This is a genomic window from Acinetobacter sp. Colony158, from assembly GCF_019264745.1.
GTDB lineage: Bacteria > Pseudomonadota > Gammaproteobacteria > Pseudomonadales > Moraxellaceae > Acinetobacter > Acinetobacter ursingii.
The window spans coordinates 819,761-840,128 of sequence record NZ_CP078523.1 but is presented as its reverse complement, the minus strand read 5'-3'; the positions used below and the strand labels follow the sequence as shown (position 1 = coordinate 840,128).

At 41.2% G+C, this 20,368-nt stretch carries 20 protein-coding genes and 1 pseudogene; 13 read left to right on the top strand and 8 right to left on the bottom strand.

Annotated features, from left to right (window positions below; translation table 11 throughout):
- Window positions 1–334: 334 nt before the first annotated feature.
- Window positions 335–2,047 (bottom strand): electron transfer flavoprotein-ubiquinone oxidoreductase, encoded by a 1,713-nt coding sequence (locus JR005_RS03285; RefSeq protein WP_049173921.1) that lies wholly within the window; start codon window positions 2,045–2,047, stop codon window positions 335–337.
- Window positions 2,048–2,236: 189 nt separating this feature from the next.
- On the opposite strand from JR005_RS03285, the gene JR005_RS03280 reads away from it, so the two are divergent.
- The 5 genes from JR005_RS03280 to JR005_RS03260 all read left to right on the top strand — a co-directional run bounded on the left by JR005_RS03280 (window position 2,237) and on the right by JR005_RS03260 (window position 6,679).
- Complete coding sequence (locus JR005_RS03280; protein WP_005001260.1) at window positions 2,237–2,863, top strand: DUF1285 domain-containing protein; 627 nt, start codon at window positions 2,237–2,239, stop codon at window positions 2,861–2,863.
- Between the two features lie 47 nt (window positions 2,864–2,910).
- On the top strand, window positions 2,911–3,780 hold the full coding sequence (gene murI / locus JR005_RS03275) for a glutamate racemase (RefSeq protein ID WP_218665786.1): 870 nt from the start codon (window positions 2,911–2,913) through the stop codon (window positions 3,778–3,780).
- A 103-nt stretch (window positions 3,781–3,883) separates the two neighbouring features.
- Window positions 3,884–4,909 carry a DUF4062 domain-containing protein gene (locus JR005_RS03270; RefSeq protein ID WP_218665553.1) on the top strand — a complete coding sequence of 342 codons (1,026 nt, stop codon included), beginning with the start codon at window positions 3,884–3,886 and terminating at the stop codon, window positions 4,907–4,909.
- 82 nt (window positions 4,910–4,991) lie between these two features.
- Window positions 4,992–6,005, top strand: a complete 1,014-nt coding sequence (gene hemH, locus JR005_RS03265; protein WP_218665552.1) for a ferrochelatase — start codon at window positions 4,992–4,994, stop codon at window positions 6,003–6,005.
- A 29-nt stretch (window positions 6,006–6,034) separates the two neighbouring features.
- On the top strand, window positions 6,035–6,679 hold the full coding sequence (locus JR005_RS03260; RefSeq protein ID WP_044433999.1) for an MBL fold metallo-hydrolase: 645 nt from the start codon (window positions 6,035–6,037) through the stop codon (window positions 6,677–6,679).
- A 52-nt stretch (window positions 6,680–6,731) separates the two neighbouring features.
- Here the strand turns inward: JR005_RS03260 and JR005_RS03255 are convergent, their stop codons facing one another.
- Together JR005_RS03255 and JR005_RS03250 are read right to left on the bottom strand one after the other, a co-directional pair.
- Entirely contained in the window at window positions 6,732–6,908 is a 177-nt protein-coding gene (locus tag JR005_RS03255) for a hypothetical protein (RefSeq protein ID WP_004991523.1), read from the bottom strand.
- 136 nt (window positions 6,909–7,044) lie between these two features.
- The gene (locus JR005_RS03250; protein ID WP_004991521.1) at window positions 7,045–7,233 is read right to left on the bottom strand and encodes a DNA gyrase inhibitor YacG; all 189 of its coding nucleotides are present in this window, start codon (window positions 7,231–7,233) and stop codon (window positions 7,045–7,047) included.
- A gap of 96 nt (window positions 7,234–7,329) precedes the next feature.
- On the opposite strand from JR005_RS03250, the gene JR005_RS03245 reads away from it, so the two are divergent.
- The 6 genes and pseudogenes from JR005_RS03245 (at window position 7,330) to JR005_RS03220 (ending at window position 12,681) form a co-directional block, all read left to right on the top strand.
- Window positions 7,330–7,968: an SAM-dependent methyltransferase gene (locus JR005_RS03245; RefSeq protein WP_218665551.1), complete on the top strand. Its 639-nt coding sequence runs from the start codon at window positions 7,330–7,332 to the stop codon at window positions 7,966–7,968.
- Window positions 7,958–9,163, top strand: coding sequence for a TIGR03862 family flavoprotein (locus JR005_RS03240; RefSeq protein WP_218665550.1), 1,206 nt, complete (start codon window positions 7,958–7,960; stop codon window positions 9,161–9,163). The genes JR005_RS03245 and JR005_RS03240 overlap by 11 nt, the downstream gene beginning before the upstream one ends.
- A 77-nt stretch (window positions 9,164–9,240) precedes the next feature.
- The gene (locus JR005_RS03235) at window positions 9,241–9,654 is read left to right on the top strand and encodes a GFA family protein (RefSeq protein WP_005001275.1); all 414 of its coding nucleotides are present in this window, start codon (window positions 9,241–9,243) and stop codon (window positions 9,652–9,654) included.
- A 317-nt stretch (window positions 9,655–9,971) separates the two neighbouring features.
- Complete coding sequence (locus tag JR005_RS03230) at window positions 9,972–11,006, top strand: DUF1852 domain-containing protein (protein WP_035271674.1); 1,035 nt, start codon at window positions 9,972–9,974, stop codon at window positions 11,004–11,006.
- 23 nt (window positions 11,007–11,029) lie between these two features.
- Window positions 11,030–12,061 (top strand): annotated as a pseudogene (locus JR005_RS03225) (methionine synthase).
- A gap of 80 nt (window positions 12,062–12,141) precedes the next feature.
- The gene (locus JR005_RS03220; RefSeq protein ID WP_035271676.1) at window positions 12,142–12,681 is read left to right on the top strand and encodes a flavin reductase; all 540 of its coding nucleotides are present in this window, start codon (window positions 12,142–12,144) and stop codon (window positions 12,679–12,681) included.
- A gap of 476 nt (window positions 12,682–13,157) precedes the next feature.
- Here JR005_RS03220 and JR005_RS03215 read toward each other — a convergent pair whose 3' ends face one another.
- The 3 genes from JR005_RS03215 to JR005_RS03205 all read right to left on the bottom strand — a co-directional run bounded on the left by JR005_RS03215 (window position 13,158) and on the right by JR005_RS03205 (window position 15,393).
- Window positions 13,158–13,490: a HopJ type III effector protein gene (locus JR005_RS03215; RefSeq protein WP_004994116.1), complete on the bottom strand. Its 333-nt coding sequence runs from the start codon at window positions 13,488–13,490 to the stop codon at window positions 13,158–13,160.
- 260 nt (window positions 13,491–13,750) lie between these two features.
- Entirely contained in the window at window positions 13,751–13,999 is a 249-nt protein-coding gene (locus JR005_RS03210; RefSeq protein WP_218665549.1) for a type B 50S ribosomal protein L31, read from the bottom strand.
- Between the two features lie 101 nt (window positions 14,000–14,100).
- Window positions 14,101–15,393 (bottom strand): ABC1 kinase family protein, encoded by a 1,293-nt coding sequence (locus JR005_RS03205; protein ID WP_218665548.1) that lies wholly within the window; start codon window positions 15,391–15,393, stop codon window positions 14,101–14,103.
- A 248-nt stretch (window positions 15,394–15,641) separates the two neighbouring features.
- Between JR005_RS03205 and JR005_RS03200 the strand changes: the two genes are divergently transcribed.
- Together JR005_RS03200 and JR005_RS03195 are read left to right on the top strand one after the other, a co-directional pair.
- Window positions 15,642–16,910, top strand: a complete 1,269-nt coding sequence (locus JR005_RS03200; protein ID WP_218665547.1) for an SfnB family sulfur acquisition oxidoreductase — start codon at window positions 15,642–15,644, stop codon at window positions 16,908–16,910.
- A gap of 121 nt (window positions 16,911–17,031) precedes the next feature.
- On the top strand, window positions 17,032–18,285 hold the full coding sequence (locus JR005_RS03195; RefSeq protein ID WP_026039853.1) for an acyl-CoA dehydrogenase family protein: 1,254 nt from the start codon (window positions 17,032–17,034) through the stop codon (window positions 18,283–18,285).
- A gap of 149 nt (window positions 18,286–18,434) precedes the next feature.
- Here JR005_RS03195 and JR005_RS03190 read toward each other — a convergent pair whose 3' ends face one another.
- Together JR005_RS03190 and JR005_RS03185 are read right to left on the bottom strand one after the other, a co-directional pair.
- The gene (locus tag JR005_RS03190) at window positions 18,435–19,784 is read right to left on the bottom strand and encodes an MATE family efflux transporter (protein WP_218665546.1); all 1,350 of its coding nucleotides are present in this window, start codon (window positions 19,782–19,784) and stop codon (window positions 18,435–18,437) included.
- 26 nt (window positions 19,785–19,810) lie between these two features.
- Window positions 19,811–20,272, bottom strand: coding sequence for a DMT family transporter (locus tag JR005_RS03185; RefSeq protein ID WP_044433969.1), 462 nt, complete (start codon window positions 20,270–20,272; stop codon window positions 19,811–19,813).
- Window positions 20,273–20,368 lie beyond the last annotated feature (96 nt).

Here is a 20,368-nt window from a genome sequence, read left to right as displayed (position 1 = left end):
AATCATGTGAAGAAAAGTGATCCCTTGCCCAAGATATGATCTGAATATGGATTCATAGACAAAGACTTGAGTAAATTGGCTAAAAGGTAACAAACCCGCAATTAACAAAGGAATCAGAAAAAATAAAATGTTTAAAAATTAGTCTATGCATTTCTGCGCTCAAATTAGGTAACAAAGATTGATAGAAATGTAAGCAGATGAGCAGAATAAAATAACGCACTGGCAAGAAATAAAAATGCACCGTAATTTAAATTGCGGTGCATTTGAAAACAGATTAAGTTTTATCCTTCGGGGGATGAGAAGCCGTTATAGCTTCGCAAGCACTATCCAAAGATTACATATTCGGATAATTCGGACCACCGCCACCTTCAGGTGTCACCCAAGTAATATTCTGTGATGGATCTTTAATATCACAGGTTTTACAGTGGACACAGTTGGCTGCATTGATCTGGAAGCGCTTATTGCCTTCACCTTCATCCACAATCTCATAAACCCCTGCTGGGCAATAACGCTGTGCAGGTTCATCCCATTTCGGTAAATTGACATCGACTGGAATACTTGGATCAGTCAATTTCAAATGTGACGGTTGGTTTTCTTCATGTACCGTGTTGGAGACAAACACTGAAGATAAACGGTCAAAAGTCAACTTGCCATCTGGTTTTGGATAAGTCGGTTTAAAGGTGGCTTTATCCTGAGTCTTTAATACGCTGTAGTCTGGTTGTAAGTCATGCAAGGTAAATGGCACTTTAAAGATATTTTGATCCAGAAAGTTAAACGCACCACCAATCCACAAACCAAACTTATGCATTGCAGGACCAAAGTTACGGCTACGATGTAACTCTTCTTTGAGCCAGCTATTGTCAAACTTTTGCGTATAAGCGGTGAGTTCTTTATCAAAGAAATCTTCACCTTCGAGCACACGGGCAATGGCTAAATCACCGCCTTTTTCTACACCACGCGCAATCGCTTCAAAGACTGCTTCACCACATAACATGCCTGATTTCATGGCAGTGTGAGAGCCTTTGATTTTGGCAAAGTTTAAGAAGCCAGCATCATCACCAATCAGACAGCCACCTGGGAAGGTGAGTTTAGGTAAAGAGTTTAAGCCACCTTTCACAACCGCACGAGCGCCGTAAGAAATGCGTTTACCGCCTTCTAAATACTGCTTAATCAGAGGATGGGTTTTCCAGCGCTGCATTTCCATGAACGGGAACATATGCGGATTTTCATAAGATAAATCCACGATCATCCCCAAAGTCACTTGGTTGTTTTCAGCGTGATATAACCACCAACCACCTGAAGAGCCAGTTTCAGTCAGTGGCCAACCTGAACCGTGCATCACCAGACCTTCTTTATGTTTGGCTGGATCAATTTCCCACAGTTCTTTAATCCCGATACCGTAATGCTGCGGATCTACATCTTTATCCAGATTAAATTTGCTGATTAAGCGTTTACCTAGGTGACCACGACAGCCTTCTGCAAACAAAGTGTATTTGGCATGTAGCTCGTAACCCGGCGCAAAGTTATGCGTCGGTTCACCATCTTTACCAATGCCCATATCGCCTGTTTGTACGCCTTTGACGGTACCATCTTCATGATACAAAATTTCAGCAGCAGCAAAGCCCGGGAAAATAGACACTTCTAATTCTTCAGCTTTTTGACCTAACCAGCGCACCACGTTGCCGAGCGAGATGACATAATTGCCATCGTTATGCATGGTTTTTGGCACCATCCAGTGCGGTGCTTCCTGCGATTTTTCATCAGAGAGCAGGAAGTAGGTTTTGTCTTCAGTCACAGGGACATTTAAAGGCGCACCTTCTTCTTTCCAGTTCGGAAATAGCTCATTGATGGCACGTGGCTCAAGGACCGCACCAGACAAAATATGAGCGCCCACTTCGGAGCCTTTTTCGACGACGCAGACGGATAGATCGGGTAAATTATGTTCAATCGCAAGTTGGCGAATTTTAATCGCAGACGATAGACCCGCAGGTCCAGCACCAACGATCACTACGTCAAACTCCATCGCTTCGCGTTCGATGTGCTCCATGTAGGACTCCTCATATTGCTAAGGGTGGCAACCGTCACATCAGCGCTTCGGTGCTGCCATGAGTGTTCTTTAATGTCTAGACACAAACAGACAATCGTGTCTTAAATAGTTTGCGGCTAGTATAGTTTCAAACCCTGATCTAGCCAATTGGCTGAGTCGTTATATTTTCTCGTCAGCAAGGCATAAACCATGGTAAATCATCATCATTCGTCTCAAGAGACAAACCAGTCAACATCGTTAGATGATAAAAACTTAATGAGTATCGCACAATATCTAAAAGATGCACAGCAAAGTCACAAAAGGTCAATTCCACCTCTTGACCAATGGCATCCAAAGCATTGCGGTAAAATGGATTTGATCATAAAAGCCAATGGAGAATGGTGGCACGAAGGTCAATTGATCAAGCGGCAGGCGCTTTTAGACCTATTTTCTAAAGTGCTTTGGAAAGAGGATGCAAAGTATTATTTAAAGACGCCCGTTGAGCAAATTGAGATCGAGGTTGAAGATGAACCTTTGCTGGTCAATCAAGTCGATGTGATTGAGATTGATTGTAAATCTTTTATTCAATTAACCACCACCAATCAAGATATTGTGATCGTGGATGAGGAACATCCGATTTTTATGCGTGGTTATGTAAGTGAAGCAGGAGAAGAGGAATTACGCCCTTATGTACATGTGCGCTTTGGTTTAAATGCCTTAATTCAGCGCGCCGCTTTTTATCATTTGATTGAGTTAGGTGTTTTGACTGAAAATTCTGATGGAGAAGCAGTGCTTGAGTTAAAAAGTGGTGATTTGCTCTTGCAATTGAGCAGTTGAGGTTTAAGCTTAATTCTGAATCTGACATGATGGATTTATCCAAAGAAATGACCGCAATACACCCTATTTATGCTGAATTAAAATCCAGACTTCAAGCATCTAAAGATGCACCGATTGGTATTTTTGATTCTGGTGTGGGGGGATTAACCATTGCACAGGAAATCGTTCAGCATTTACCCAATGAACAGATTATTTATTATGCCGATACTGCACATGTTCCTTATGGGCCACGCTCAGATCAGGAAATCCGACAATTAACTGCACAGGCGATTGAATGGTTATATCGTCGTGGTTGTAAAATGGCAGTTGTGGCATGTAATACAGCCTCAGCATTTAGTCTGGATTATTTGCGCGAACATTATGGAGCGTCTTTTCCAATCGTTGGCTTAGTGCCTGCGCTCAAACCCGCAGTGCTACAAACTCAGTCTAAAGTCGTTGCAGTATTGGCAACACCTGCAACATTTCGTGGGCAACTGATTAAGGATGTGATTCAAAATTTCGCGCATCCAGCAGGGGTAGAGGTCTTAGCTGTCACTTGTCTGGAACTGGTGCCTTTTGTTGAAGCAGGCGAACAAATGAGTCCCGCTTGTTTAACGGTATTGCAGCAATGTTTACAGCCTGTCGTGGATCAGCATGCAGATTTCTTGGTGTTAGGCTGTACTCATTATCCGTTTCTAAATGAAGCAATTACTCATCTTTTTGGGCAGAAACTGACATTAATTGACTCAGGTTTAGCGGTGGCGAGGCAAACAGCCCGCATTTTGATTAAAAATGAGTTATTATTTGACGAAATGCGTCAGAATCATCTACAAATTGAGTGTTTTGTCAGCGGAAATAATGCAGATGAGTTAAAGTTTGTGTTAAAACATATGATTAAAGATCATATGACTTGGCGTATTCACAATATTGATGATTGAACAATATGGCGATGATTGCATAAATTTTAGATCTAAATTTGAGGTTATATATTTTTACATCACACGGAACGTGATGAGGAATGTTAAATTTTAGGGGATAACCATGCTGGATAAGCGTTATCAAGTGTTTATTTCAACTTCTGGTGCAGAAATGCAACCAGAACGTATGGTATTGGCACAGACACTCATCGGAATGGGATTTTTTTCATGGGGGCTTGAGCAACGTACACCACTGAGTACCTCCATTGCGCGTCGTCAAATTGACGATTGTGATTATGTTGTATTATTGCTTGGTAGTCAGTACGGTGAACAATCAGTTTCAGGAGTGAGTTATCTACATCTTGAATATATTTATGCCGTAACCAAACAAAAACCGATCATTGTCTTTATGCATGATGCGCCAGAAAGCCGTGATGCTGCGTTGCAGGATAGCAAACCAGAATTAAAAGAAAAATTTCATGAATTTCGTAAACAGCTTCAACAAGAGGTCGATCAGGTTTTTTGTTATCACAGCCTGCGCGACTTAGAACTGGCGGTGCGTTTCAATATGTCTCAAATGTTGGAACGTTATCCTGTATTGGGGTGGGTCAGACCGCAAAATACCCAAGTTTTACAAGATGAAATTGATAGTTTACGCGCTAAAGTCACTCGTCTGGAAACCGAGCAAGGTAAGCGTGAAAATGATCCTTTGGTCGCAATGCCAAGAGTGTATACCAATGAAATTTACTCTTTTGAATACCGTGTTCATGCCTATCAGGATGGTAATTTTCAGGAACTCAAACCTGAACGTAAGCTGACTTGGTTGCAGATTTTATCCATTTTAAGTGTGGTCTTTAAAATCCCGACACCTGAGGAATATTTTTCTAAAAGGATTAATGATTATCTGAATGAAACGGGGCTCGAAGATGCAAGGTTAGTCTTACCGCGAGCACATGCAGTTGCGCGTTCGCAAATTAATATCCGTGCATTACATCATATTAAAATGCAGATGCGACAAAATGACTGGATTGTCCCCGCTGGTCGTGATGAGCGTCAACGTTTATTGTGGCAGCTTACACCTAAGGCTTTGAAATTACTGGAAACTCAACAGCCAGAATATCTACGCACGACGCAAATAAAAACAAATTAGTCATTTATTTTGAAAAAGCCATAAAACTGTTAAAGTAAGCGTACTCAACAGATTTTCATGTACGCATTGAACAGGAAAAAGAATGTCTACTGCATCTAAGCCAAAAGTGACTGTTATTTTAGCCAATTTGGGAACTCCTGATGCAGCCACTGTTCCAGCAGTGAGGCAGTTTTTAAAACAGTTTTTGTCAGATTCACGGGTGATTGAAATTCCCACACTGCTTTGGCAAATTATTCTACGCTGTTTTGTGCTGCCTTTTCGTCCTAAACGTGTGGCGCATGCCTATGCAACAGTTTGGCGTAAAGATTCACCCATGCGAGAAATTCTTTTTGCGCAGACTGAACGTTTGAAATCTGATCTTACGGATGCTTATCCGCAGTTTGATTTAAGGGTGGTTCCTGCCATGACTTATGGTCAACCGGGAATCACCTCATTATTGCAACAATTGGCGCAATCTCCTCAGGATCATATTTTATTATTGCCTTTATTTCCGCAATATTCTGCGACCTCAACGGCACCGCTTTATGATGCTTTTGCCAAATGGATTCCACAGCAACGTAATTTACCGGGCTTAAGCATTGTTAAAGAATATTATCGCCATCCTTTATTTATTCAGGCGCTAGTGAAAAGTATTCGGGATTTTCAGAATCAGCATGGGACAGCAGAAAAATTATTAATGTCTTTTCATGGAATTCCCCAGCCGTATGCTGATAAAGGTGATCCTTATGCAGATCAATGTCGGGAAACCGCGCGTTTAGTTGCCCAAGCACTGGGGCTTGAACACAATCAATGGGCCATTAGTTTTCAATCGCGCTTTGGTAAACAGGAATGGGTTAAACCTTATACCGATCAATTGCTTACTCAATGGGCAGAGCAGGGGGTTAAATCTGTTCAGATTCTAAGCCCTGCTTTTTCTGCGGATTGTCTGGAAACCTTAGAAGAACTCGCGATTCAAAATGCAGAATTGTTTTTGAATGCTGGTGGTGAGTCTTATCAGTACATTCCTGCATTAAACGACTCAGATGCCCATCTACAATTACTCCGCCAACTGGTTCAAGCCCATTTAAATGCGCTTGAAATCACCTTAGCCCAATAAAACATCATGATGTTTCGCCAGAGGTTGTTATGCTGCAAGTTAAAATAGTTCCTGTAACGGCTTTCGCTCAAAATTGTTCTATTGTCTGGGACAGCGAAACTAAAGACGCAATTTTAATTGATGCAGGGGGAGATGCAGCCAAACTAAGACAAGAAGTCGAAGCACTTGGCTTAAAGGTCAAAGCATTGTGGTTGACCCATGGACATCTTGATCATGCAGGGGCAGTTGGTGAATTAGCTAGAATCTGGAGTATTCCTGTGATTGGCCCGCACAAAGAGGATCAATTTTGGCTAGATATGATTCAGGAAGTGTCGCAACGTTATGGATTTCCAATTCCTGAGCTTGTACATGTGAATCAGTGGCTTGAAGGTGGCGAAGTTTTGGCATTAGGTGAGCATCAGTTTGAAGTGCGATTTGCGCCTGGACATACACCAGGCCATGTGATGTTTTATAACCAACAACATGCATTATTATGGACAGGAGACGTGTTGTTTAAGGGTTCGATTGGGCGTACAGATTTTCCGAAAGGCAATCACCAACAACTACTGGACTCGATTCAACGTGAATGTTTTAGTCTACCCGATGATACACAGTTTATTTCAGGACATGGGCCGATGAGCAGCATTGGCTATGAAAAACAATTTAATCCTTTTGTTGCAGGTAAAGCAGGTTAAAAGAGATACAATAAAAGGACAATGATTGAACTTGCAATCATTGTCCCAGACGTCAAGAGTGAAATAAGCTATGGAAACGCTGTTTGGCTTCCAGTGCAATTAAAATGCTTGCAACTGCAAATAATACGGCAATAACAAATAAAACGGCATCTGAAGCCATAAAACCTAAAACGAGGAAGATTAAACAGCAAATAGCAAAAACAGCGAAAAGTAATCTCAACAAAAGCATCAAAATTCTCCTATTGTGAGAAGAGCCATATTATTGACGAGTACTTTAAGCCCTGTGTGTTTAATTTTGTTTGCTAATTGCACGATTTTGAGTAAATTTTGCAACGAAAGATGACCATCGAGGCGGGTATAGCAGCTTAGCTATCGTAATCATAAGGGTTGCCATTTTCCGATGTTGGAGCATCTTGAGTCTGTAATTTATAGTCCTCATTGGCCCATGCGCCCAGATCAATCAGTTTACAACGCTCTGAACAAAAGGGACGAAACTCATTGCCTTCCCAGACAGAGGGTTCTCCACAACGGGGACAGGGAAATGTGCGTGGCATAGTAAAATCCTCAAATTCATCATCAAGATATTAGGCAAAGCTCAAATCACTTGTTAGACTTAGCCTGATTTCAATACCTAGTTTGAATAGTTTGCTGTGATTATCTCGATTCGTCAATTTCAAGCCCAGCGCATGCAGGCGCCGCGTGATTTTAGTTCCATTGAAAATACCCCCATTTGTGTTGAAATTGGTGCGGGTAAGGGCAAGCATGCCTTGTTATTTAGTGGTGAACATCCAGAACAAACATTGTTTGCAATCGAGCGCACCAAAGAAAAATTTTTGGCGATGCAGAAACAAAAAGGATTGGAACCTAGAGATAATTTATATCCCATCCATGCGGATGCTTTGCCGTGGATCGTCCATGCGCTTTATCCTCAGCAAGTTGAACATTTTTTTATTTTATACCCAAATCCTGAACCGCATAATCCTGCACAGCGCTGGCTGAATATGCCGTTTTTTGAATTTTTGCTGTCACGTTTAAAACCGCAAGGTACGATTACGCTTGCTAGTAATATTCCAGATTATATTGATGAAGCGGAACAGCAACTTTTACACCTCTGGCATTTGCCTTACGTTAAACAGCGCATTACATCTGATTCGGCACGTACCCATTTTGAGATCAAATATCTAGAGCGTGCTGAACTTTGCCAACAGCTCATCATCACTAAACCTGAAAGCTATCAGACTCGGTTTGATGAATTTTTGCCATTGCAAGGGCAAACCCATGCCGAGTAAGCAGGTTGTAATTGTCGGTGCAGGTCCTGCGGGACTAGCCTGTGCCGAAGTTTTGTCTGAACTGGGTGATTATGACATTACCATCTACGAGCAAAAGCCATCGGCAGCACGTAAGTTTTTAATGGCGGGAAAAACAGGGCTTAATATCAGCCACGCTGAAGATTTAGATCATTTTATATCACGCTATGATCATGCCAACTGGTTGCGCCCAATGCTTGAAACTTGCAATGCCGAAACCATTCAAGCGTGGATGAAAGGTTTAGGGATTGAATCGTACATTGGTAGTTCAGGACGGATTTTCCCAAACGAGATGAAAGCCGCGCCATTATTACGCGCATGGCTTAAGCGGTTGCATGAGCGTGAGGTAAAATTTCATTATCGTCATCAAGTCTTGGCAATACAGAATCAGTCTTTGACAGTTCTGGATTTAGTGCAACAACAGCAGAATCACATTACGGCTGATGCGATTGTAATGGCGTGTGGGGCGGTGTCGTGGCCACAACTGGGAAGTGATGGAAAATGGCAAAACTGGTTAGATGCATCGATTATTCAACCTTTTATTGCCAGTAATGTCGGGGTGTTAGTCAATTGGTCTGAATATTTGCAACCCATTTTCGGACAACCGCTTAAGCGGATTCAGGCGTGGGTAGCTGGTCAAGTACCTCAGTTTGGCGAAATGGTGATCAGCCATTATGGATTGGAAGGTGGTTTGGTCTATCGCTGTAATCGCGATTTGCGTGAAGCGATGCAGACGCAAGGTCCCGCAATTTTATATCTGGATTTACTGCCAGACCTGAGCCAAGAACAAATTTTACAAAAGTTACAGCAAGGCAAAAAGCAGTCTTTAAATACTTTATGGCAAAAGATTGGCTTGGATAAAACCAAAATTGCTTTGATTCGTGATGTCGTCAGTAAAAATGACTGGAATGATGCAATCAAAATGGCGCAGCATATTAAACAAATTGCCGTGCAGATACAGGGTTTTCGTCCAATTGAAGAAGCGATTAGCTGCGCAGGTGGGATTCGACTCGATGCATTAAATAAGCATCTGATGCTAAAGAATTCTCCTTATATTTTTGCTTGTGGTGAGATGCTGGATTGGGATGCACCTACAGGTGGTTATTTACTGAACGCTTGTCTGGCGACAGGACGAACAGCAGCACAAGGTGTTCATGCACAACTAAATTCTGACTAAATTGAAATTCACTATTTTTGTTATCCTCAAAACCTGTTAATTTGGTTAAAAAATCAATAATTACACGGAGTATCTTCATGTCACAAGCTGCATTATTGACGGGAAGCTGTTTATGTCAGGGCATTCGTTACGAGGTTTCAGGTCATGGCTTGGGTGATATTATTCAATGCCATTGCCAACGTTGCCGTAAAGCCAATGGTACAGCTTATGCAACCAATACGCCTGTGCATGTGAATGATTTTAAAATTGTGCAAGGCGAACATTTGCTTAAGAAATATCAATCCACTCCAACCACGCAGCGTTGTTTTTGTAGCGAATGTGGTTCGCCCATCATGAGCATAAAAATAGATACCCCTGAATTTTATCGTTTGCGGATTGGAACTTTAGATACCAAAATTGAGCAAAAACCGAGTATGCATATTTTCGCTGCGCACAAAGCAGAGTGGGACACGATTTGTGATGACTTACCGCAGTATGCAGAACGACCATAGGTCAAAAAGTTAGGAGTTTACTGTTTTTATTTCAGATAGCGGACTTTGATAGAGTTTAAGTGGATCGTTGAAATAGTATCTAAGATTTTGATAAAAATGAAAAATTAATTTTTACTGAAAAGGCGGGAGGGCAGTTTTTATTAGATTGCCTGATTATCCCAACTTCTGCTAAGACATGACTCGCATTATCCATCTTCAATTGGGCTAAATTTCTAAACATGAATTTGGCTCATCTTTTAATGAAACAAAATCGTTTTTATTCATGTTTGTCTTTAGGTATAAATGACTCTATAGAATTTAGGGTAGTAGATTTTGCCATGAGTAAAGAGTTCGCATGTTCAATTAAACGTATTCGTTTTGATGAAAACTATCAACCCGCAGATAGTACACGTCTTACAACTAATTTCGCCAATTTGGCACGTGGTGAAAGCCGTGAGCAGAATCTGCGCAATACCCTCCGCATGATTAATAATCGTTTCAATGCCTTAGCACAATCAGACAATCCTAATGGTGATCGTTACTCACTTGAAATCGATATTATTTCTGCCGATTTGGATATTGAAGGCAATGGTACAACCTTCCCAATCATTGAAATGCTGAAAAGTACAATTATTGATCATAAAACCAATCAACGTATTGAAGGAATGATTGGAAATAGCTTTTCATCATACGTTCGTGACTACGATTTCAGCGTGGTGCTTAAAGAACATAATAAAGAAAACTCAACATCGTATGCACCTGAAAACTTTGGTGATTTACATGGCAAGCTATATCGATATCTTGTAAATTCTGACACCTTTAAGGCAGAGTTTAATCAACAACCTGTGATTTGCCTGAGTGTTTCGACCGCGAGAAAGTATCATCGCACAAGCAATGAACATTCTATTTTGGGCGTTGAATACAAACAAGACCAATACTCACGGACTGATGAGTATTTCCATAAAATGGGCTTACAGGTTCGCTTCTTTATGCCAAAAGGGAGCGTTGCACCTTTAGCCTTCTATTTTGCAGGTGATTTACTACGTGATTACACTGATTTTGAATTGATTAGTGCAATTAGTACGATGGAAACTTTCCAAAAGATTTATCGCCCTGAAATTTACAATGCAAATTCATCAGCGGCACAAATCTATCAAGCAAGTCTTGAATATCCAGATTATTCATTAACACGCATCGTCTATGATCGTGTGGAACGTGGTCAATTAGCAGTAAAACAAGGTAAATGGACTGAGGAAAACTTCATTAAGCCTTACCAGAATATTCTTGAACGCTGGGCTGCCAATTACTCCGATAAAAATAATTCGGATAAAAGTTTGGATAGAAGTCATCCGAATAAAACCGCTGCTGTGTAACTGGATATAGAAGATTATTGAAGATGAAACGATTATTACCAACCTCAACTGCGGGTAGCCTACCAAAACCATCATGGATTGCAGAACCTGAAAAACTCTGGTCACCGTGGAAATTACAAGGTGATGAACTGGCGCAAGGCAAACGTGATGCGCTATGAGTATCGCTACACGAGCAGCTATTGGCGGGCATTGATATCGTGAGTGATGGTGAACAAACTCGCCAACATTTTGTCACCACATTCATTGAACATCTGGATGGCGTTGACTTTGAAAAACGTGAAACGGTTCGAATTCGTAATCGTTATGATGCCAGCGTACCGACCGTTGTCGGTGCAGTATCGCGTCAAAAACCCGTATTTGTAGAAGATGCCAAGTTTTTACGTCAGCAAACGACTCAACCGATTAAATGGGCATTACCTGGTCCAATGACCATGATTGATACGTTGTATGATGCGCACTATAAAAGTCGTGAAAAATTGGCTTGGGAATTCGCCAAAATTTTGAATCAGGAAGCACTGGAATTAGAAGCTGCGGGCGTGGATATTATCCAGTTTGATGAGCCTGCGTTTAATGTGTTCTTTGATGAAGTCAATGATTGGGGCGTTGCGACGCTTGAACGCGCGCTTGAAGGTCTTAAGTGTGAAACGGCTGTGCATATTTGTTATGGCTATGGTATTAAAGCCAATACTGACTGGAAAAAGACTTTGGGGTCAGAATGGCGTCAATATGAAGAAGCCTTTCCTAAGTTACAACAATCCAAGATTGATATTATCTCACTGGAATGTCACAACTCTCGCGTGCCGATGGATTTGATCGAGTTGATTCGTGGCAAAAAAGTCATGGTCGGCGCGATTGATGTTGCCACCAATAGCATTGAAACGCCTGAAGAAGTCGCTGATACCTTGCGCAAGGCACTCCAATTTGTGGATGCAGATAAACTGTATCCATCGACCAATTGTGGTATGACACCACTTTCTCGTGATGTGGCACGAGGCAAGTTACAAGCACTTAGCGCAGGTGCAGAAATTATCCGAAAAGAACTCGCAAACGGGTAATACTCGGTATAGTCAGATCTAAGCTCAATCGTTTGATGCTATGGGTGATCAAACGATTGAGCTGATTGAGGAATAAAATGATGATTGAAGCGTCAGACTTTCGAAATGCAATGTCTTTATTAAGCAGTGCGGTCAGTGTGGTAACCACAGCAGGCGCGTCTGGTCGTTATGGCTTTACTGCATCTGCGGTATGCAGTGTGACCGATACGCCACCGACATTGTTAGTTTGTATGAATCAAGCATCAAGTTCCCATGCACACTTTTTAGAAAATAAAATTTTAACGGTGAATGTATTAGGCGCAGATCATCAGCATATTTCTCAAGCATTTTCGTCAAAATTGAGCCCAGAACAAAGATTTGAACACGGATTTTGGACGGAACTCGAAACAGGTGCGCCAGTTTTAGACAATGCTTTAGTGAATTTTGATTGTGAAATTGATCAGGTTCAACAAGTGGGAACACATACGATTTTGATGTGTCGTATTGTTGCGATTCAACAAAGTCAGCAGACTCAAAGTTTGGTGTATTTTAATCGTGGTTATCATCGAGTGGGGCATCAGATTGTGCAGCATGAAGAACATTCTATTGTGCATCGTGTAAAACAGATAGAAAGTGTTTAATATGATTTTTGCATGGAATGATCTAGATCAATGATGGATTCATCTTGAATCATGGTTAGAAATAAACTGATTGATGTGGGTGAGTTGTGAAATTTTAGGAAATCTGAATAGAAACAAGATATATTGCCAAAATTATAGAATGTGATGAAAATCTTGAATTTATTCTAAACGTTAAAGTTTATAATGAGATTCTAGAGCTATTTAGTTCTTCAATACCCGCATCTACTGATCTCAAAAAATGACCTTAAACGAGATAGTATGTAAGTTCTGGCTTACATCAATTCAGGAAAATTGCCAATATTCACCACAATATAAATTTCCTATGATGAACCCATAAAGAACAGGATGTTCGAAGACGTAAAACAACAACAATTAGTCAATCATCAGGATCGTGAGGGATGACAGGAGTTRACCCTAAAACGGAAATRCGAAAAAACCCMGACWGGATGTCKGGGTTTTTTTATGACTTTATTATTTTATTTTGCAGTGAGTGCCTGACCTTCAAAAGTCACACCATCCCAGCCATGTTGCATAAACTGACGAATGTTTTGATGATCTGTACTTTCTGGTGTTGCAAGCACAGAAGCATAATGTTCTGCAAACAGACTTAAAGTTTGTGCTTGATCCAGACCTTCAATTTGAGCAAAAGAAAATACTTTAGCACTGCCTTGATTTTCAGTGGCAGCATTGTGTTGTTGACCGTTTTTAAATGCTGTTGGATGATGTTCAAAACGTGCTTCGATATGCGCCAAAACATCAGCAAATTTGGCTTCACCATTTTGAAGCTGTTGCAAGAGTTCGTGTACCATGATTTTCCGTGATTCAATGACAAGTCAAAAGTATGATGAAGCATAGCATTGAATTTATGGGTTTCAGCATTCATTTGAGCAAATAAGCTGAAGAAAACTTAGTTAGAATTGCTTTTATCAAGAACAGAGGTGGCAACTGTGGATAACTTCATGTTTATACACAAGGCCGAATTTTGGTCAAAAAAAGAAGCCTAAGTGGAGGAGATAGTTGCTTAGGCTTCGAATAGGATTCAGTATAAAACTAAAAACTTAAGGCAAGATTAACCCTTAAAACGTGAAAAACGTTTGTTAAAGCTTGCGACACGACCTTCGTTACTGGCTTGACGGACTTCACCTGTATAAAACGGATGAGATGCACTGGAAATATCCAAAGTCACATAGGGATAAGTCTTGCCTTCATATTCACGAGTTTGTTTGGTTTGGATAGTGCTACCAATCACAAAATAGGCATCTGCATTGGTGTCATGAAAGAGCACTTGTTGATATTCAGGATGTATACCGTTACGCATGGGAAACCCTCCAATTGAGTTATTTTTAGTTATGTTATAATATTTCATTTAATAAGTCAAATAAGGAACTGGATCGTCAATATCCTGACTGTTTTTCTCAGTTAGTGAGGAACAAGTTCTTCAAATAAATCATTCAGGTTATCATCGACTTTTAAATGGATAAGATTCCAGTAATGTCCTGAAATAGTTCGATTCACCATCAGCGTGTCTGGTGATGGCTTAAATACATCCCAGTATTTTAGGGATTTTTTGACTAAAGCTACGCCATCATGATGTGCAGAATTCTGAGCAAAATCATATTGCGTTGTGAGAGGGCGTAACAGGACTTCTAGCCATTCTAAATAAAGCGCTTGGGGGAATAATCCTTTCTCAGAAAGCGAATGTAAAGCATCCAGATGATTTTCGATTGCTGCAACATCTTGTTGGCGTGCTGCTTGTACCAAATGTTTAAAATGTTCAATGATTTCAATAGTTAAGGTTTTTACACCGCCAAAATCATAAATAATCACACTGCCATCTTCACGAAATGCAAAATTTCCCGGATGTGGATCACAATGGAAGCGTTTTAAATAAAAGATTTCCTGACCTAAAGCGCGTATTAGACGGCGACCAATTTCATTACGAATCTCAATAGGCCATGTACTGGCGGTTTCAATCGACTCTCCACGCTCTAGACTTAAAGTTAAAATACGCCGTGAAGAATAGTTTTTATATACCGTTGGAATAATGATTTTATCATCTAGTTGTTCATGGAACGTTTTAAAAACCTCAAGATTTTGCGCTTCAATTTCATAATTTAGTTCATCAGACAGACTGTCCTGAATTTCTGCAAAAAGTTTATCCTGAAGTTTCTTATCAATCTTGATCACACCCATCAAGCGTAAAGCCAAACGAACCTGTTTGAGGTCACTTTCACAAGCTTCATCTACGCCCGGATATTGCACTTTGACCACCACCTCTTGTCCATTGGGCAGAACAGCACGATGAACCTGTCCAATAGATGCAGCGGCAAAGGGTTGTTGTTCAAAAGATTGAAAAATGGTCAGTAAAGGTTGTCCTAATTCTTTTTCAACTTGTTGCTGAATCGCACTAAATGGAACAGCAGGTGCTTGGCGTTGCAGTTTGGCAATGGCTTTGGCGACTTCTGGTGGAAAAATGTCTTTATATTGCGAGGCGATTTGTCCAACTTTCATGACCGCGCCTTTCATTTCGCCCAAAGTATCTGCAATTTGAACGCCAATATCCTGAAAAAGTTTGGTTTTCGCCGCAAGTTTTTGTTCATCATCCGCGGTTAAATTTCGAATCGAGCTTGAGACTGTTTTAGTCGCGATACTGGCAGTCATTCCCGCAAGTTTCATAAAACGTCGACCTGGAGAACTCGTATTTTTAGCCATCTCTATTTTACCTTTTATCCGCGCTGGATTCAGTCTTGATCATAGGTGACAAAGTCTAAATTGCCTACTTCAAATTGTTAATAAATTAGAATCAATTCTAAAAACAAGGGTTTAAATATATTGCATTTTTTATGCAAAGTATTGCAAAAACCATTTCATAAACAATGCGTTAATCACTATAACAGCTTCATTTTTTTGGTGCTATGTTGATTTGCATAGCCTAAAAAAAACTGAAGAGATTTTCCACTATGAGCCAACTAAATACAGCGGTTTCTTCCCATACTTCTTATGCTCATCGAGCAAATTCTGTGCCATTACAGGTGTTTGAACAACCACAAAATGCACATATTATTCAAAACGATGCCGAAGCAATTCAGGTTGCCAAGCAGTTGGCTCACGAATTTGCCAAAGAAGCTTCCTTGCGTGATCAAGAACGCCGTTTGCCTATCAATGAAATCCAGCAATATTCGCAAAGTGGTTTATGGGGAATTACCATTCCTAAAGCATTTGGTGGTGCACAAGTTAAATATCGTACCTTGGCGGAAGTGGTCAAAACCATTTCTAGTGTCGATTCTTCACTGGGACAATTACCACAAAACCACTGGGCATTTTTAGAGCATTTACGTCTGGATGCCAGTTTGGAGCAGCAACGTTTTTTCTTTGATCTGGTGCTCAAGGGTATTCGTTTTGGTAATGCTTATTCAGAAAAAGGCAGTAAAACGGTCGCAGATTTGACCACCACCATTCATAAAACCGCAACAGGATATGAAATCAATGGACAGAAGTTTTTTGCCACAGGCGCATTGTTAGCGCACTGGATTCCAATTGTAGCGATTAATGAATCAGGTCAGCCCTTTGCTGCTTTAGTGCCACGTGAAACCGAAGGGGTGAATGTTATTAATGACTGGTCTGGATTTGGGCAACGTACCACTGCCAGTGGTAGTGTTGAATTGAAAAAAGTTCCTGTACGTGAGGAATATGTCGTTCCGATTTATCAAGCCTTTGAACGGCCAACCGCAGCAGGCGCGATTTCCCAGTTCATACAGGCGGCGGTAGACGCGGGGATTGCGCGTGGTGCGATTGAAGAAACCATTCAATACGTAAAAAAATACAGTCGTCCGTGGATTGATTCAGGTTTAGAACGTGCGACCGATGATCCCTATACCATTGCCAGTATTGGCGATTTAAAAATTAAACTCCGTGCAGCAGAAGCGGTATTGGATTTGGCTGCCGACCAGATTGATCTGGCAATAGATGAGCCAACAGAACAGCATGTTTCTCAGGCGACTTTACTGGTTGCAGAAGCAAAAGTGTTGACCACTGAAGTGGCTATTTTGGCTGCCAATAAACTATTTGAATTGTCAGGCACTCGCTCAACTTTGTCTGAGCTCAATCTGGATCGACATTGGCGTAATGCACGTACCCATACGCTACATGATCCTGTGCGCTGGAAGTATCACATTGTTGGAAATTATTACCTAAACGGTGTTCAGCCCCCGCGCCATGCGTGGAGTTAAGGACATGAACATAGGACTTCTTTCATCATTATTTACCTCTTCTTTATTTTTCTCCTAAAGGCAAAAATGAAAAGGACTTATGAAAGAAGTCTATAACAAAAAACAAAATGAGGATAAAAAGATGAGTCAGTTTGAGCAAATTAAAGATCAGCTTTCTTTGGGCGCAGATTATGAGGCGGTCGCTGCAAAGTACCGCCCTATTTTTAACAAAATTGAAGCAGGTGCCTTAGAACGTGAACAACGCCGTCAGTTGCCTTATGAGCAAATTCAATGGTTAAAACAGGCGGGTTTCGGTGCATTACGTGTTCCTGTTGCCTATGGCGGGGCAGGTGTGTCATTGCCACAGCTATTTCAATTATTGACTGAATTAGCTCAAGCCGATTCTAATATCGTACAGGCATTACGTGGCCACTTTGCTTTTGTAGAAGATCGTTTAGTTGCACATAGCACGCAGCCACAAAATGACTGGTTTGAACGGTTTGTATCGGGTGATATTTTTGGCAATGCATGGACAGAAGTGGGTTCTGTCCAGATTGGCGATGTAAATACGAGAATTACGCAAGATGAAGCAACAGGTAAGTTGCTGGTCAATGGAGAAAAATACTATTCAACTGGCAGTATTTTTGCAGACTGGATCGATTTATTTGCCTACGATGAAGTCAGTCAGCAGCATGTGATTGCCGCGATTGATCGGCATGCTTCAGGGGTTCAGGTTGATGATGATTGGGATGGCTTCGGTCAAAAAACCACAGGAAGTGGAACACTCCGTTTGGAACAAGTAGAACTGCCTGCTGCACATATTATTCCCTTTGATCAGCGTTTTAAATATCAAACCGCTTTTTATCAGGTGGTGCATCTGGCAACGTTGTCGGGGATTGCTCAGGCTGCGGTAGACACCTTTAGTCAGGAAGTTCGTGAGCGTAAACGTATTTTTAGTCATGCCAATACTGATCTGGCACGACACGATCCACAAGTACTACAAGTGATTGGAAAAGCATCTGCACAGGCTTATGCTAGTGAGGCAATTACGCAAGCTACAGCCGAAGCATTACAACGGGCTTATCTCAGTCATTTTGCCGAATCTGATGAAAAAGAACGTCTGGCCAACATTGATGCTGAATTGGAGTCTGCACAAGGGCAAGTGGTCATTGCTGATTTAGTTCTAGAGCTTACGACTAAATTGTTTAACGCGCTCAGTGCCTCTGCGAGTAGTACAGCCAAGCAACTCGATCGTTTCTGGCGTAATGCTCGAACGGTGTCTTCACATAATCCACTTATTTATAAAGAAAAAGTCATTGGTGACTGGATCGTGAATCAAACCGAACTTCCTTTTGTCTGGCAAATTGGTGCCAGTCCGAAAGCCAAGTCAGCCTGATAAAAAAATAGGTAATAAAAATGCCAATCAAATCCGATTGGCATTTTCTTTTAAATCAAACATATTGGATGATCAGATTTCTTTCATCATTGTTCAAACCMTTATTTATTTTTCTCATATAGGGAAAAGAAAAGGGACATGAAACAAGTCTATGGTTGTGCCGCAAGTTTACGATTATTGCTATACAACCGCGCCAAAAGTAGAACGCAAGCAATGCTGAGACCAATAATAAGTCCGAGCCAAACTCCAGCAGGCCCCATCTTTGCAACCCGTGCCAGATAGATCCCGACTGGAAATGCAATCACCCAATAAGCAATCAGCGTAATCCACATCGGGCCTTTGGTATCTTGCATACCACGCAGACAGCCTGCCGCACCTACTTGCCATGCATCCATCAATTGATATGCCATTGCAAACAATAACAAATATAAAGCCACGTTAAATACCGCAGGATCCTGAGTATAAATGGCCACAATTTGTGGACGGGCAAACCAGATTAAACTCATGGTACAAATCGCAAAAAAAGTCGCAGTTGCTAAGCCCAGTTTTTGTACATGACGCATGGCCACCCAGTTTTTTTCTCCATAATACATACCGACTCGAATGGTCAGTGCAATTGCGAGTGACATTGGGATCATAAAGAGTTGTGAGGTGACTGACATCGCGATTTGATGTGCAGCAACCAGCGTATCGCCGAGTGGACTTAAAACAATTGCACCTGTACTAAAAATACTGACTTCAAAAAATACAGCCAATCCAATAGGAAGCCCCAGTTTTAAAATTCGTTTCACTAAAACAGGATTGATTTTTTCCCAATGTGAAAATACTTGAGTAGATCGATAAGCTTTGGCGCGATAAATATAATTGGCCAAAGTTATAAACATCAGCCACTGTAGCGTTGCGGTTGCAAAACCACAGCCTGCACTCCCTAAGTGTGGAATAGGACCGATTCCATACATAAACAGATAATTGAGTGGAATCAACACTACGAGCGCCAATAAGCTAATGACCGTCACAGGGCGCGGATAACCTAAAGCTTCAGAATAACCGCGTAATGCGGCATACATGGTTACCGCAGGCATACCAAAACCAATGGCATGTAAAAATAATCCTGCTTTCGCTTGCAAGCTTTCTGGTACACCAAGTATGGGTAATAAAAATGGCATGATCTGTAAAATTAGCATCGCAATGATGCCCAGAATAAACGCGACCCATAAAGACTGCCTGACAATCACAGGAATATTTTCTGGCGTTCTCGCACCTTTGGCTTCAGCAACCAGTGGGGTAGTGGCAATCATGATCGCACTAAACAGCAACATGACAGGCATCCACAAACCGACACCGACCGCAATCGCAGCCAAATCATTGGCAGATAAATGCCCTGCCATAATGGTATCGATCAGACCTAATCCTGCTTGTGCAAATTGTGTGATCAGAATCGGCCACATTAAGTGAAACAGTTGTTTTAGTTCAAAGCGGAATCCCGCGACATTTGACACAAAAAATACTCATCTATAAAAGAAAATTATCGCTGTAAGGTCAACATGACCCCAACGAAAATGATGATCGCCCCAAGTAGGCGTTGCCAATTGACAGGCATTTTCTCTGTCCCGAGCCAGCCAAAATGATCTAACAATAATGACATTGCCAGTTGGCCAAAAATAATCAATCCAGATAATGTGAGAAAACCCAATTTGGGAGCAGTATAAATGCTCAGACTAATCGCATAAACCCCTAAAAAACCACCAAGCCACAAAAACCACGGGATTTGGCTGAGTTGTTGCAATGAAGGTTTAGGCTGATTTTGTAATAAAACCATCAATGCCAATAAAATTGTACCGACTAGAAAAGATAAAAAAGCGGCCTGCAAAGGGGAGTGGAGATAACTACGTAACTGCGTATTTAATGCCGTTTGAATCGCCATCGCAACGCCAATCCCAAGCGCTAGAGGTAAAAAGAATAGCAACTGTGAACTGATTTTGAGCATTGTTTTTCCATGTCATTATTCTTCATTTCACTTCAGTCTAAATCAATTCAACGCGCTTCGGCACAACGAATTGCGGTAGTCATGTTACACTAATGC